Genomic DNA, 15,957 nt, shown 5'->3' with positions numbered 1-15,957 from the left:
CTGGGTTGTTAATGGCAACATTGATAATCTAAGTTGTCTCGTTGAACAAGGAATCTCTAGTAGTGATACGGAGAGAATCCCCCACTATATTGCTACACAAGCGCGGAGCAATTAGTGGTGGGAGTATGTCAACTAACGTTTAGATGTCCGTGACTTACGACGTTGACTAGAAAAGAGACGTTGAACTAACTTAGGAATTTCCTCAACATTATTAGCAATTTTCACCCCTGCTTTTTTCAAAGCAGTAACAGTTTGATTTTCCTCTGTAGTGGATGTATTTTGATAAGATAACTGACTGGCAATAATGCTAGTCGCATCGCCAAAACTACGATTAATGGGGGCTTGAATGCCTGGAAGATAGGCTATGACAGGCTTTTCAATCCCTGAATTGATGTATTGGGCAGCCAATAACTCCGGACTACTGTAGGGTTGTCCCAATAAAACGATCGCCTTGGTAGAGTCATCCTCTTCCATGATCTGTAACCATTGCTCAAAATTTGATCCCATAATCCGATCCGATCCTAAACTAATGGCTAAAGACTGCCCTAAACCTGCTTGAGTTAGCATTTTCGCCACCTCATCCATTAAGCGATCGCAACGACTAATAATCCCCACTGATCCCTCAGTATAGAATTCCGGTTCCATCACACCCAACCAAAACTTATCAGGGACTAATAACCCTTCGCTACCTGAACCTAAGACAAAAGTATGGGTTGCTTTTGCTTGTTCTAGGAGGGTAATTAAATCGAGAGGAGGAACCCAAGAAGTAACAATAACTAATTGTTCAATATTCGCAGCGATCGCTTCTAAACCGGCATCTAACACCTCATAGGGAGGACTAAAAATGAGACTGATATCGATTTCTCCCACCTGCTTAACCGCTTCTTCCACCAAAGTAAACAAGGGAATATCGTTAATATTAGCAGTTTGCTCATCGAGAGTAATCCCTGCAACAATATTAGTGCCTTGGGCTTTCATCCGTGGAGTATAACTGATTGCCAAAGGATGAGTAATCCCCTGAATTAAGATTTTACTATCTGCTTCCCATTTCATGATTTTCTTTTTGATGCCTGATTACTTAGAGTAACGGTTTTTTTGACAGCCTCCATCAGCCCCCCAAAACAATTAACAGAGACACCAGAAAAAGACTCTTCTATGGGCTGTAAATCGTCCACTGCCAGCCTGATCACCCATTTTACGGGTTCACTCTCAGGAGAGGGGGTTATAGGCCGTTGACTGGTCGAATTAGACCCAGTGGGTCTAGGTAAACGTTCGTCGCTACTCGATGTTACCACCAAAGGCTGACAATAATCGAGTAAAGCCTGAGCAACTAACTCCGATGTTTGATCGCTACTAACAATATTGATAAAAATAACTTTAATATCAGGGAGGGTGAGCATTTTTTCGATAGCAATACCTAACTGTTTAATCAAGGATTTACTGCTACTTTTTTCTTCAATAATAAAAGCACCTAGTAGTTTTGCTTTCTGCTTAACCATGAAATCCCAACTGCTCAAAGTTAATCCTAAGCCGTTACCAATCAGTCCAATATTACCCTCTTTTTCCCTAGCTGGCAGCCAACAAGGTTTTTGGGGGGGAGTGGTGACGATGCTTGGTTGAGGAGTTTCGGAGGAAGGTTTATCAACCTTTGGTTTCAGAAAACTCAATAAGTCTAAATGACGGGACAAAGCCGTATCATTAACCGTAATTTTCCCATCCAAAGCCATAAACTCCCCAGAAGAACTCACCGCTAAAGGATTAATTTCAATTAAATCTAGGTCTTTTTCGATAAACAATTGATACATTTTCTCGAGGATAATGCTCACTCCATGAATGAGGCGACCTTGTAGCCCCATTTTAGTACCCAAACGACGGGCATAAAAGGGAGAAAAGCCTTGATGGAGGACTACTTTGTGCGTATGTTTTAACAGGGTTTCTACATCGATTCCCCCTTTAGCTGAACCCATTAAAACTGGTCGTTGTAGTTGATAATCGAGGAGAATAGACAAGAAAAATTCCTCTTGGGCATCATAACGGGCTTCAGCGAGAATCACTTCAGGATATTCTCCTAAAATGGGTAAACTAAAGATAGCCTGGGCTGCCGCCACAGCGTCGATGGTATTCTGCACAAAACGAATGCCTCCGGCTCTCCCTCTTCCCCCAGAATGGACTTGGGACTTAAGAACGACAGGATAAGGAATATGAAGGTGTTTGAGTTCGCTTAATTGCGCAATGGGTTGGGAAGGTAAGATAGGAATTCCTACCTGGTGAAAAAGTTCTTTAGCCTGATATTCCAATAAATCCATCTTTATAACTCCTGGGTAATGCTTTAACCAAAATATTGAAAGAAGTCCCCATTTAAAAATACTATCAAAATACCCATATTTTAGATGGGGATGAATTTCGACCAAAAAATAAACTGCGCGGCATCCACAGCACAACTTGATGATACCGATGGCAAATTGTTAACTTATCCTGACGATAAACAGAAAGATATTGGATCTTCTCAAAACAAATAAACAACAATTAAACTAATAATTTCAGCAACAAAAACATAGTAAAAATGAATATTTAGAGTATCCTGATGAGGAGTAAATGCCTGAAATTAATTCTGATTAAAACGTACAACAATTCTTAAAATGCGGAGTAAATGATGCCACAAAAAGTAGAAAAAAATGACTTACATGACTATCAATTTTTTATAACTATTGAATAGTATTTTCTATATTTTAAACCATATTCCACATAATTATCATTTACCTTATTGTAAGAAGTTAGACAGAGATTTAACCGCCGAAAAACTGGGATCGGGTAAAACAATCCAATTTCCTTGAGGTGAATCATAACCATAATTTTGAGAAACTTCTTGGAATTCTGGAGATTGAATAATGCGTAATAGTTGGGTTCCTTTTTCTGAGAAAGATAAGAATTGATTACTATTAACAACGGTATGGGATAAAGCTACTAAGGTAAATTGAGGATTAGCTTGAATGATTTTTTTTGCCACAGAATAATAAGTTAATGCCCAAGGAAATCCCCCTTCTTCTAGAGATACTTTAATTTTAGAAGAAGTTGATTCAGCAAACCCAGAACGAAGCCTTAATTGTTCCATTTTTTTTGTAAGTTCTGGAGGTGTTTCTATTGGTAATGGTTGAAATTGAGTAAGATCAGAACGATTGATTAATTGTGGTTGATTAGCTAAATTATTTAATAACATATTGTACCAAATTGTCCCGATTAAAGTCTCAGCCATGACCCCACCATTTGATTTACGAGCATCAGTAATAATTACTCCTGGAGGAGAAGCGTACTGTATTAATCCCATTTGCTTCCAAGTTGAATTTCCTTCTAAAAAAGCGGCAAAGGTAACGGCATCAACTCCATAATCAAATCCATAATTTTTGAGATTATTGTCAGCTTCAATTTCTGTAAAAAACTGATTTTCTGCTAAGGTTTTGGCTGCATTTTTATTAACAACTAACACCAAAGGATCACTAAATGTTGCTTCATTATCTAAGACTTTTATACCTTTCGCTTCTAGAATTTGTTTTCCTCCTTCGGCAATGGGTGCATCTCCTGTCCAAATAAAATCTAACTCATTTAATTCTGTTTGAGAGCTAAGGGCAGTCAGTTGAGAAATTGAACCTTTTTTCGTGATACTTCCTTCGGTTATCTGCAAATTTTGTTCATCTAATAGTTCTTTTACTGTTTCATTTATAACTAATAAATCATATCTTTCTCCCCCCACATAACCATGAATTATATCAGGGGCTTTAAAATTTTCTTGAATTTGTGGAATACCAAAAACCGCTAATAAGAAAATACTTAAACCCATTAAAATATAAGCAATCCAATTAGAAAAATTTTGAATTCTTTGAGTTAAACTACTCGTTAAAATTAACACCGATAAACCTATTGTTAAACCAATAGCGATCGCATTAATCCAGTTAATTCCTAATAATTTGAGAACTAAGGTTATGAGAACAATAAGAAGACTACTAATAAGTTGAGAGAGTTGCCGTTTGCTATTCATCTATTTCACCTCTTTTAAACTAAACAATATTGACTAAACATTGAACATTTTGGTTTCAAGCCTACTTCCAAACGAATGATAAATGATAAATGAAATGACTAAATTTGAGCTTCCCGAAAAGCTTTTAATAATTGATCTAACGTTTCACTAGCATTTGACGAAATAATAGGTCTTGCATCTAGTTGAGCAGATAATTTTTGTAATTGTTCAGCATCAATTCCTCCTGCTCCAACAACAGTTAATTCGACATTTTTCTCTTGAAGTGATTGATAAATATTTAACAGTTCAGGAGTAATAGGATCTTGAAATTGTCCATCGGTAAACAAGAAAATTTCTATTTTATAATCAGGGGAAATTTTTAGGGCGGTTTCTAACCCCATCATTAACCCTTTATCCACAGGAGTTGCGCCCCCTGGTTTAACTTCTTGCTGCAAAGTTTCCCATAATATTTCTCTGGTAATTTCTTGTCCTGGTTGACTATTCAAAGGGATTTGATAGGCGTTATTTTTTTGATAAATAATTAGACTAAATCGGTCATTAGGAGAGTATAAAAAATTATTTTTGGCTTTTTGAGGTTCTAATAATTCTGAAAAAGCAGTTAATAATTGTTGATAACCTTGTCCTCTCATAGAACCAGACGCATCAATAATACCAACAATCCAACGTTTTTGTCGTATTGAAGGATGAAAGTTATCTAACAGTTGACGATGCACTTCAGCGATGGGAGTCGCTTCTCTAGTAACTGTATCCGGTAAGGGTGGATTAAGTTGTTTTATTTGCTCAAATTTACGGGAATTTTTTGTTTCTAATTGATTAAATACTCCTTCAATTAATTGAGTTTTTAGGGTTTCATCTTCTGTGGTAACAAACCAAGTTGGGGTAACAGCAATAGCGGGTTTAACTTCAATTAAAGTAACCGGTTGTGATAGGGGAAGTGTTTGTCCATGATGATATAATGCTGTCCCATCGGGAGCGTATAAAAATCGATAGAGAGCAGCAATAGTATTTTCTGGCCAATCTTTAGCTAATACCTCTGCTAAATAACCTGTACTTTCACTTGATTTACCTAAATTTTGATAAATAGGTTGTAAAGGTTGTAATGACTCGGGTGTTATTTTTTCGGGAGTTAAACTAGAAGTAATGGTTTCTCTGGTCAACCAAAGTAAGGTATTATAGCCACTATTACTGTAAGTGGGAATGGTGGTCGCTAACTGTAATTCTCCTGATTTTAATTTATCAACAATTTCTTGACGAGAAACAATTTTTTTGTCCCATCCTAATGCTTGCGCTGTGGTTTTTGGTAGAGCAAACTGCACTCGACTTTGATACAATGTTCCCGAAGTATCCACCCAATTAGCTGAAGGACATTTAATATTGGGCCACATTTCATCAGCAATAGCGATCGCATCTACTTCTCCTTTACAAGCCATATTAACTAAAGAAACGGAACCTTTGGGGACAATAGTAACTTTTCTTCCCGTTGCTTGTTGGGTTAAAGCTGTTATTTCTTCTTCAAAAATTAAATTCTCGGAAGAAATACCAATACGGACGTTATTACTGTTATCAACGCTATTATTATTTTGACTAATTTGATTATTTTGACAACTATAAATAGTTACTGTCAGGAAAGCAGTGAGACAGAAACTAATAATTAAGCGAATAATTTTTTGATTACCCATAATACTGTTAAATGAATGAAAAAATGTTTTAGTTTGGTAATTTTGGGGAGTGTAGGAAGACTAGAACCAATATTAATATTTTGCTCCTCTAGACCCCATCCTCCCTATCCTTCCCATACCTGTCTCAAAAGACAATGAAAGTTAACAGAGCAGTGTTGAGAGGTGAGTTAATTTCCCCAAGTATTAATAACAATAATAGATAAAAAACCTAATACCGTTGAAATTCCCACAATAGAACCTCCTTTTGCATAAGCTTCCGGTAACATAGTTTCCGAAATTACTGTTAACATAGCACCGGCGGCCATTGACCCTACCAAAGACACTAAGTTATCGGGAACATTAGCAAAGATAACACTACCTATTGCTGCCAAAATACCAGTAATTACCATGATAGAACTCCACATCATCAAAATTTTCTTGATAGAAAACCCTTGTGCTTTCATCCCGTGGGAACTAGAAAGAGCTTCTGGATAATTAGAAATGAATAAACCAGCTAATAACGCCGGACTTAATGGTGCTGTAATAATGTGCGCTCCAATAGTTAACGCTTCGGGAATACCATCCATTAATAAACCTAACCAGATGGCCATGGGTGCGTCTTTATGTTGCGCTACAGTATTAGACATGGTAATGGCCGAAGGAATTAAATGACCAGCATTCATGCTTTGACAAGCTTTTTGTATCCATTGTCCCGCTTCGGATGAAGTAAAATTTTGTTGTTTAAGCAAGTAATCTTGTAATTTTGGTTGTTCTAAAAACTTTTTGATGCTTTCATCCAAATTTTTAGACTGTTGGAGCATTTCATCAAAATCTCGTTTTCTCAGTACCCAACCTTGCACATCGGTTAACGCTACCGCACTAACTGTATGGTTGGCCCCGGTGACAAAGGATAATTCTCCTACAGTATCCTGTGGTTTGAGGAGAACAGGGGGTTTTTGTAGATGATGGGGATAAATAATTTCTACTTCCCCTTGATCAATAATAAACAAGCGATCGGAAATTTCTTCTGGTTGAAAGAAGACATAACCATCCTTATAGTGATGATAGGTTAAACGTTGAGCAATTTCTAGTAATTCGTGGTGATACAAATAACGAAAGACAGGAAATCTCATAATTTGTCGCGCTATTTGTAAAAATTCTTCCTCATGGTCTTCTACTTTAACGGCCGGTAAAATAGTCCCTTCTCGATACATGATTTCTGTTGCTTTACTCACCCAAGATTTAATTTTATTTTGCTCGAGTCCTTGACGTTTTTCGAGATAATTATGTAGGTTTTCACTCTGCCAAAATTGTTCCATTTGTTGGCATAAATAGGGAGAGGTGGGCAATAATTTTTCAAAGTCTGGACGGGGTAAAATATCAATTTCTGTGTCTTCTGTAGTTTGGGCGATGGTTTTATGGGGAGAAGCGGTTAAAAAAGAAAATTGACCAAAAACATCATTTTCTTGAAGGTATTTTAATGGTTCAAAGTTTGCTTGGGGGTCTAATAAAGTAACTTTACCTTTTTTGATAATATATAAGGTTTCACTGGGATCGTCTTGACGATAAATAGTAGTTCCTTTGGGATAATGAGTAACTAACAAACTGTTAGCCAATTTTTGTCTCAGAGAACGATTAGCATCATAAAATAAGTCAATTCTTTTGAGACCATCTACCCGTTGTTGAAAGCGACGCGCTTCTTTTTGAGTAAAATGGGATAAAGTTGTCGAAGGTTTACGTAAAAATCCTCCAGAATCATTGACCAATTTATTGACAAAACTGAAAAATAAACTACCAATAATCGACCCAATTACCAATTCAATAATATGCCCTCTTTCTGTGGCACTTCCTACTAAATCTATGACTAAGGCTGCTAATAATGCCCCACTTCCAAATGCAGTTAAAAAGGCAATAGTCTTTGATACAGGATTCCATAATAAGGCAGTAATAGACCCTAAAGGCATGGAACAAGCACTAATAATTCCATAGATAAAAGCTGTAATAATAGGCGAATTTGACATAATTAAAACGGCTTAAAATTAGATTATTAAAATACATCAATAGGGGTCAATGTTCATTAACCCCTACATAGAAATTTTGCAATTACAAAAAGGCTGATTTACCAGCAAAGCGAGCAGCTTTACCTAAGTCCCTTTCAATGCGTAAAAGTTGGTTAAATTTAGCGATACGTTCACCCCGACAACCAGAACCTGTTTTAATTTGTCCTGCACTGGTAGCTACCACTAAATCAGCAATGGTTGTGTCTTCTGTTTCCCCAGAACGATGGGAAACAAAACATTTATAGTTATGCTTTTTAGCTAATTCAATGGTATCTAAAGTTTCGGTTAAACTACCAATTTGATTGACCTTAATTAAAACAGAATTAGCAACACCTTTTTCGATACCTTCGGCCAAAATTGTGGGGTTTGTACAGAATAAATCATCCCCAACTAATTCCACTTTATTGCCAATTTTTTCTGTCAGTTCTTTCCAACCATCCCAGTCATTTTCTCCCATACCATCTTCTAAAGAAACAATGGGATATTTGTTCATCCATTCTTCCCAAAGTGCCACCATTTCTGAGGGAGTTTTGGTAGAATTATCGGATTTAAAGAATAAATATTTGCCATCTTTCCATAATTCTGAGGTAGCCGGATCAAGACAAATAGATATATCTTCCCCAGGTTTATAACCGGCTGCTTCGATCGCTTCTATAATAAACTCGATCGCGTCTTCATTGGATTTTAAATTGGGTGCAAACCCACCTTCATCGCCGATACCTGTACTTAATCCTTTATCTTTTAATAAACCTTTGAGAGTATGGAAGGTTTCTGCCCCCATGCGAATAGCTTCGGCAAAATTGGGTGCGTTATGGGGAGCAATCATGAATTCTTGGAAATCAACCGTATTATCGGCGTGAGATCCTCCATTGATAACGTTCATACAGGGAACGGGCAATAAAGAGGCGTTAGTTCCCCCCAAATAGCGATACAGGGGCATTTTTAGGTAATTAGCTGCGGTGCGAGCAGCCGCTAGGGAAATGGCTAAAATAGCATTAGCTCCCATTTTGGCTTTATTAGGAGTCCCATCAAGGTCAATCATGGTTTGATCGATGGCCCTTTGTTGGGTAACATCCATTCCAATGAGAGCCGGTGCGAGATGATTATTAGCATTTTCTACGGCTTTTAGCACACCTTTGCCCTTATAACGGCTTTTATCCCCATCGCGCATTTCTACAGCTTCTTTTTCTCCTGTAGAAGCCCCAGAAGGCACTAATGCACTTCCGACGGTGCCATCTTCAAGCATGACTTGGGCCTCAACCGTAGGGTTACCCCGTGAATCAAGCATTTCTGAGGCGATAATTTTTTTAATCCGCATGAAGTCCAGTCTCCTGAATAATCGTTGAAATCGTTTAGACGATTGAAGAAATCATGCTCTAATTATCTGTCATCTCTTGCTATTATTCTCTGTATTTTCCCTTAAGATTTTCTAAAAAATCTCCTTAAACTAAAGCCAAATTCCTAATAATCAACTCTTAAATTTATCTCACTGAGGTCAATCAGAATTTAAAATTGATTTATTTATTTGGATAAATAGTGAGAGAAAGGGTAATGTAATGACTTATTCATCTGTCGTTTCACCATTTTTGCCCAACTATCAAAATCGAAGTTTTCTGCTAAAGGATTTAGGGATTTTTGCAATTCTTGGTCTTTTTCCTCTCTCGGTAATACCACTATCCCTACTGTTTGATTTTCCATTAATCTATTCTCCGGCCCTATGATTTGGCTCACAATTTTTGTTGTTAAGTTGTTTTTTATCTTTAACTATCATAACTGTTTCTGGATCAGTTAAACGGTTAATTTTAGGTTAAGCAAAGTTAAATTATTTGTAAGCATTCAGAGTTCAGAGTTCGGAGTTCGGAATTAGAACTTTTCAAATGAGAATGGGATAAGACTGGTATTAATAAAGTGATATACTTCAAAAAACAGAAGATTTTACAATCATTGATAATCTATGGAAAATCTACAAACTTCGAGTACGGAAAAGCAAAAAATGCTCAAAGGAGAGTATTATAATGGTTTTGAAGAAGGCTTACTTAATGATAGAAAAAGAGCCAAAAAATTATGTCAACAGTTAAATAATATTCCTGATGGAAGTCAAACAGAAAGAAGTCAAATAATTAAGGAGTTATTCCAGACAGATAAAGAGTTGTGGATAGAGTCTCCTTTTCGCTGTGATTATGGCTATAATATCGACATTGGGGAGAACTTTTATGCTAATTTTGGTTGTGTTATTCTTGACTGCAATCTAGTTACAATTGGTGACAATGTTAAGTTTGGTCCCAATGTACAAGTTTATGCTGCAACTCATCCTATTAACCCCGAAGAAAGAATTTCAGGGAAAGAAATGGCCTATCCTATTACCATTGGTGATAATGTTTGGATTGGGGGAAGTTCTATTATTCTTCCTGGTGTAAATATTGGTAATAATAGTGTTATCGGTGCCGGTAGTATTGTTACAAAAAATATTCCTGAAAATGTTGTTGCTGTTGGCAACCCGTGTCGTGTTCTTCGACCAATTAAATAAAATGTCCTAATTTTAATGAGTAAGGATATCTTAGGAAAGATAATTATTAATTGTTAATTGTTAACTGTTAATTTTTTATTCATTCATATTCTTATAAGTGGCAACTGCGGAGGGCGAAATACGATTAAGATAACGGAAAATCCAATATTTAAGAACAGTATCTAAGATAACTGGAAACGTCGCAATAAACAGAAAGTTAAACGATTGATTTTCTGGTAATCCAAAATGATGAGCGACTCCTTCTAAAATAACCTCCCAACCATGAGGAGAGTGGAAACCCACGAACATATCAGTAAATAAAATAATCAAAAATGCTTTAGCTGGATCACTCAAACCATACAAAATTTCATCTAAAAAAGATTTCAAGACTTCAATTTCTTTACGACTACTAAGAATCACTAAAGCAAAGGCAGCTATAGAAAATAAATCAGCAAAAATATTACCAATAGAATTAATCCCATGAGTGCGGTATTCTTCTGTTATTTCTTCCGCTTTATGCTTAACTTTTTCTTCAATTTGTTCGTCTGTTAGAGGATCTCGTAAACCAATCAATCCTTTAAATCTGAGAATTTCTTCATAATGACTTAATTCTCTAAAAGCTTCTTCTTCTAAATCTTTATTGATGAAAACAACTTGCTCATTACTTTGGAAATATTGATGAATAATGGGCGTTAACAAAAAAGTTTTCGTTAATTGATGAGTCAACAAAGGAACAATAATCAATAATAATATGAACTTAACAGACAGGGCTGTTCTTAAACGAGATTTTCGATATTTATTAATAACTTGTTCTTCACTTTCCCCAGATTTTGGATCAATTTCTTGTTTAATTCGATTGAGGGTGTTAATAAAAGAACGGGGTAAAACACCTGTTTTTTGCGAAGCAGATGATAAAGGATTATCATGTTTTTGAGCTTTAGAGTTTTCTAGTTTCTCTTTACTCTCTAATTGTTCGCTTTCTTGTCCATTTAGAGATTGTTGCGCTACAATTAAAGAAGCATTATTAATCTCTTCTCTATGGCTATATTGATACCGAGATGTAACTTGATCTATGAAGTCTAATTTATCAAAAATAATCGCAACTGTTGTCGCATTTTTTTGTAAGTCTTTTTCGCTTGTGATATCTTGAGGAGAATCTTTGAGATTAGAAATATTGATAAATAGGCGACTGGTTTTAAACATCCCTAACGCCATATTGATTTTCTGTAAATAACCCTTAACTTCTGTTTGAAAATAGGCAAGAACACTGTCACCATAGTCACCATTTTGTCTAGAAACTTGCCGCCCACCAAAATGATTATCTTCAATGGCCTTGATCTTCAAAGCTGCTTTATATGCTGTATCTAAGGATCTTTGGGGGGTAGCTGTTAACCAATTAGAAGTCTTTTTAATTAAGGACTTAAATTTCATAATAATTTCGACTTACCTGCAACAAAAAAATAAAATTAACACAGAACCCACAAGAAATCATTGCAAAATAATTGTTATTAACCCATTTACTTGAGGACTGTCCGTGAAACGAACCTCTCTGTGGATAGAAGGAACCACGCGAACCGGAAAGACAACCGAATTAATCCAAGCATTTTGTAGTTGGGTTGAAGATAAACGTCAGCACAAAAGTTTGTCTTCTGTTCAATCCGTCACCCAAAACCTGGCCTCATCAGTATTGGTTTTTTCAGCTAATGACGATAATCGTCGTGATTTAGCCGACCGACTTTCCTTAGCTGTCCAGGGAAGTTACCCAATTTACTGTAAAACCCCTATAGGGTGGATGAGAGATGAAATCAAACTGTTTTGGCCCTTATTGTTCGAGGAACTCTCTTTAAAAGCCCAGTTTCCCTTGCTTTTGCGTCCGGAAACAGAGCAATTTCTCGCGACTGAGTTATGGCGACACCATCGGAGTAATGACGGGAACTCCCCCGAAGACCAGTTTTTAGCAAGCCTAACGGGAAATAGCGAGTTTCGCTTTGTCCGTCAAACCCTGGATTTACTCCAGTTAGCCGGTGCTAGTGGGGTTATGGTGGAGCATATCCCCTATATTCTAGAACATGGTTTAGAGGGCGGGCAGTATTTTTTAGAACAGTTAAATAATTCAGAGATGACCGAGACTTCTTTGGGTCAATTACGGGGTGATCTGATTTTAGAATGGCAGAAATGGTGTTTAAATCGAGGTTTGTTGACTTATGGGTTAATTTATACTCTTTATTGGCGGTATTTATTGCCTAATCCCCGATATCAAGACCATCTGACCACTCGTTATCAGGGTATTTTTGCCGATGATGTGGATGATTATCCTGCGATCGCTGCTGATGTATTTAAGTTTTTTTTAGATCATAATGCTTTTGGTGTATTTACTTACAATCCTGATGGACAAGTCCGTTTAGGATTAAATGCTGATCCTCAATCTTTATCTCAATTATCATCTCATGGTCAGGTTAAAATATTAGATAATTATCCCAGAATTCAGAGCAATTATGGTGAATTAATTACCCAACTAGCTACTAATCCTTTATTGGTAGAAACATTGCCAGATTGTTTTACTTCTATCCAAACTATTTCGCGCGCTGAACTATTACGAAAAACTGCTAATTTTATTGTTGAAAATATAAAAAGTAAGCAAATTAATCCCGAAGATGTTGCTATTATTGCTCCAGGATTAGACGAAATTGCCCGTTACACATTGCTGGAAATTTTATCGGCGGCTAATATTCCCGTTAAACCGTTAAATGAACAACGCCCTTTAATTAGTTTTCCTCTAGTTAAAGGTTTATTGACTCTATTAGGTGTGGTTTATCCAGGTTTAGCTAGATTATTTTATGGGGATGATATTGCGCAAATGCTGACTATTTTGAGCTATGATAATCGGCAAAAAATAGCAGCTATCGATCCAGTTAGAGCAGGTTTAATTGCAGATAGTTGTTATCAAATAAACTCAGAAAATTGTCAATTTATACCCCTTGAGAATTATCCCCGTTGGGATAGAATTGGTCATAGAGCTACAGAAGCTTATAATAGTCTAGTGGATTGGATAAAAAAGACACAATTGCAAGTAGAACAAGAGCAACTTTCTAGTCCCATGAAAGTATTAGATAAAGCTATTAAAGAATTAATAGAAGTCAAATATCAACTATCCTATCAACAATTATCTGCTTTGAAAGAATTAACAGAAACCACTCAACATTTTTGGGAAATTGATCGCCGTTTACGAGAATCTGATCCTAACCCAAAATTGCCAAGGGCAACTTTAATCGAGTTTATTCAATTATTAAGAAGGGGAACCATTACAGCTAACCCTCGCCCCCTCTATTACTTAGGGACAAAACCTAGTTATGTTACCTTGGCGACTGTTTTCCAGTATCGCTCCTTAAAAAGTTGTCACCGTTGGCAATTTTGGCTAGATATATCTTCAAATTTATGGGAAAAAGGTGGGGCTTCAGTTCTATTTTGCGCCCCCTTATTCCTCAGAAAATGGTCAGGACAAAGTTTAACCCCTGAAGACGATTTTGAGGCGGATAAAGCCCGTTTAAAGCGTATTTTAAATGATTTATTGGGACGAGTAGAGGATAAAGTTATACTATGTCATAGTGATTTAAGTGTTAAGGGAACAGAACAGACTGGCCCCCTTTTAACTATAGTTAATGGCTGTAAACAAATATGATAAAAATTAAGGTTTTTTATCGGGTTTAAAGTTCAGTTTAGGGATTAATAATAGTTGAAATAATCCACAGTACACAGCAGAATTAAATAATAAATTAGTTTCAATCCCTCATAAGGATTAATAATAGTTGAAACTAAGGTGCTATCTAGCACCCTAAACCACCTCTGTGAACCAAGAGAGTTTCAATCCCTCATAAGGATTAATAATAGTTGAAACCCAATGATTCAGAAAAACACACCAATAATTAACACAAGTTTCAATCCCTCATAAGGATTAATAATAGTTGAAACCCATGTCCCCCTGAGTTGCAGCTAATTTACTCAGTCCTTAGTTTCAATCCCTCATAAGGATTAATAATAGTTGAAACACCCAAACTTTTACGGTTCCCTTGCGCTATGCGGTTTTGGGTTTCAATCCCTCATAAGGATTAATAATAGTTGAAACATTAGATGATTTTGGGCAAATACCAGGATACTATGATCTAAAATTAAGTTTCAATCCCTCATAAGGATTAATAATAGTTGAAACGCATTCTTGTTAGGCAAGTTCGCCTAAAGCTCTGTGTCGAGTTTCAATCCCTCATAAGGATTAATAATAGTTGAAACAAAATAGAAAAAATCAAACACAAAAACAACAACGTGTTTCAATCCCTCATAAGGATTAATAATAGTTGAAACTACTGGTACTCAATTTGCTGATAATATTATCTCTAATGCGTTTCAATCCCTCATAAGGATTAATAATAGTTGAAACAGTCTGCAAAGAAGGGGGAAAAATTAAATTAGGAGTTTCAATCCCTCATAAGGATTAATAATAGTTGAAACAGCGTCCCACATTTCCTGAGCAGGGATAATAGCATAGGTTTCAATCCCTCATAAGGATTAATAATAGTTGAAACAATGTGTGCTTGTAAATCTCAAATAAAAACCGAGTATATGTTTCAATCCCTCATAAGGATTAATAATAGTTGAAACTTGAGCAGCTAACAGCCGAAAAGGTGGTAACTAAATTTGTTTCAATCCCTCATAAGGATTAATAATAGTTGAAACATACCCGAGTATATCTGCTCGATTCGCGACCACCATACGTTTCAATCCCTCATAAGGATTAATAATAGTTGAAACGAAGAAATAATGCTACTAAGGGTTGCAGACATAGTATTGTTTCAATCCCTCATAAGGATTAATAATAGTTGAAACGAATAATTAATCTAATTCTTAATGATATTTGGCAAGTGTTGTTTCAATCCCTCATAAGGATTAATAATAGTTGAAACACTGTCAATGTATCATCCATTATAGTCACAACATAAGTTTCAATCCCTCATAAGGATTAATAATAGTTGAAACGTCAATAAGAAATAAAAGTTAATTTGATTATAGGTGTTTCAATCCCTCATAAGGATTAATAATAGTTGAAACAAGATATATTCCAAGACAACATAATTATCCTCTTTAAGTTTCAATCCCTCATAAGGATTAATAATAGTTGAAACTGCTTGTCCCATAAATTTATATATCTTTGCAAGGCTTGAGTTTCAATCCCTCATAAGGATTAATAATAGTTGAAACTCTGTGTAAATTAACTGGTGCTTTCCCTTGTGAAGTTTCAATCCCTCATAAGGATTAATAATAGTTGAAACTGGAAGTACCATCAAGAAAAAGCAGAGGAATTAAAGAGGTTTCAATCCCTCATAAGGATTAATAATAGTTGAAACAGTTGACCAGGGGCTGTAAGCTTGCCAAATATGAGTTTCAATCCCTCATAAGGATTAATAATAGTTGAAACCCCTGAAGCCTTGAGGCAATAGGCAATCTTCTCGGTGGTTTCAATCCCTCATAAGGATTAATAATAGTTGAAACTGAAAAATTTTAGTCTCTAGAAAAATCGCGCGGTTCTTAGTTTCAATCCCTCATAAGGATTAATAATAGTTGAAACTAGGATTTCTGGTACAGATATCGAGTAGATATTGTGCTGCTGTTTCAATCCCTCATAAGGATTAATAATAGTTGAAACTTAGT

Annotated in this window: 11 protein-coding genes and 1 CRISPR repeat array; of the genes, 3 read left to right on the top strand and 8 right to left on the bottom strand. The window is 36.0% G+C overall.

What is annotated here, in order from left to right; all coding sequences use genetic code 11:
* Positions 1–132 precede the first annotated feature (132 nt).
* Positions 133–1,053 carry a CoA-binding protein gene (locus QNJ66_RS15570; RefSeq protein WP_300508478.1) on the bottom strand — a complete coding sequence of 307 codons (921 nt, stop codon included), beginning with the start codon at positions 1,051–1,053 and terminating at the stop codon, positions 133–135.
* On the bottom strand, positions 1,050–2,306 hold the full coding sequence (locus QNJ66_RS15565) for an ATP-grasp domain-containing protein (RefSeq protein ID WP_300508477.1): 1,257 nt from the start codon (positions 2,304–2,306) through the stop codon (positions 1,050–1,052). Before QNJ66_RS15565 ends, QNJ66_RS15570 begins: the two co-directional genes overlap by 4 nt.
* Before the next feature lie 90 nt (positions 2,307–2,396).
* On the opposite strand from QNJ66_RS15565, the gene QNJ66_RS15560 reads away from it, so the two are divergent.
* Positions 2,397–2,519 (top strand): hypothetical protein, encoded by a 123-nt coding sequence (locus tag QNJ66_RS15560; protein ID WP_300508475.1) that lies wholly within the window; start codon positions 2,397–2,399, stop codon positions 2,517–2,519.
* A 242-nt stretch (positions 2,520–2,761) separates the two neighbouring features.
* Here QNJ66_RS15560 and QNJ66_RS15555 read toward each other — a convergent pair whose 3' ends face one another.
* The 5 genes from QNJ66_RS15555 to QNJ66_RS15535 form a co-directional block, all read right to left on the bottom strand.
* A complete protein-coding gene (locus QNJ66_RS15555) occupies positions 2,762–4,033 on the bottom strand; it encodes a hypothetical protein (RefSeq protein ID WP_300508473.1) in 1,272 nt (423 codons plus the stop codon).
* 98 nt (positions 4,034–4,131) lie between these two features.
* The gene (locus QNJ66_RS15550) at positions 4,132–5,712 is read right to left on the bottom strand and encodes a VWA domain-containing protein (protein ID WP_300508471.1); all 1,581 of its coding nucleotides are present in this window, start codon (positions 5,710–5,712) and stop codon (positions 4,132–4,134) included.
* A gap of 167 nt (positions 5,713–5,879) precedes the next feature.
* Complete coding sequence (locus tag QNJ66_RS15545) at positions 5,880–7,712, bottom strand: cyclic nucleotide-binding domain-containing protein (RefSeq protein ID WP_300508470.1); 1,833 nt, start codon at positions 7,710–7,712, stop codon at positions 5,880–5,882.
* Positions 7,713–7,794: 82 nt separating this feature from the next.
* Entirely contained in the window at positions 7,795–9,069 is a 1,275-nt protein-coding gene (gene eno, locus QNJ66_RS15540) for a phosphopyruvate hydratase (RefSeq protein WP_300508468.1), read from the bottom strand.
* A gap of 203 nt (positions 9,070–9,272) precedes the next feature.
* Positions 9,273–9,449 carry a hypothetical protein gene (locus QNJ66_RS15535; RefSeq protein ID WP_300508466.1) on the bottom strand — a complete coding sequence of 59 codons (177 nt, stop codon included), beginning with the start codon at positions 9,447–9,449 and terminating at the stop codon, positions 9,273–9,275.
* Between the two features lie 256 nt (positions 9,450–9,705).
* Here QNJ66_RS15535 and QNJ66_RS15530 point away from each other — a divergent pair, with 256 nt between their 5' ends.
* Positions 9,706–10,278, top strand: coding sequence for a sugar O-acetyltransferase (locus QNJ66_RS15530; RefSeq protein ID WP_300508465.1), 573 nt, complete (start codon positions 9,706–9,708; stop codon positions 10,276–10,278).
* A 75-nt stretch (positions 10,279–10,353) separates the two neighbouring features.
* Here the strand turns inward: QNJ66_RS15530 and QNJ66_RS15525 are convergent, their stop codons facing one another.
* Positions 10,354–11,688 carry a proton extrusion protein PcxA gene (locus QNJ66_RS15525; RefSeq protein ID WP_300508463.1) on the bottom strand — a complete coding sequence of 445 codons (1,335 nt, stop codon included), beginning with the start codon at positions 11,686–11,688 and terminating at the stop codon, positions 10,354–10,356.
* 103 nt (positions 11,689–11,791) lie between these two features.
* Here QNJ66_RS15525 and QNJ66_RS15520 point away from each other — a divergent pair, with 103 nt between their 5' ends.
* Positions 11,792–13,936 carry a recombinase family protein gene (locus QNJ66_RS15520; protein ID WP_300508461.1) on the top strand — a complete coding sequence of 715 codons (2,145 nt, stop codon included), beginning with the start codon at positions 11,792–11,794 and terminating at the stop codon, positions 13,934–13,936.
* Between the two features lie 24 nt (positions 13,937–13,960).
* A CRISPR array of direct repeats spans positions 13,961–15,952; the repeat unit is 37 nt; unit sequence GTTTCAATCCCTCATAAGGATTAATAATAGTTGAAAC.
* Between the last annotated feature and the right edge of the window lie 5 nt (positions 15,953–15,957).

The organism is Crocosphaera sp. (genome assembly GCF_030064895.1).
GTDB lineage: Bacteria > Cyanobacteriota > Cyanobacteriia > Cyanobacteriales > Microcystaceae > Crocosphaera.
Note: the sequence above shows the minus strand (reverse complement) of the source record. Positions and strands in the feature narration are given on the sequence as shown.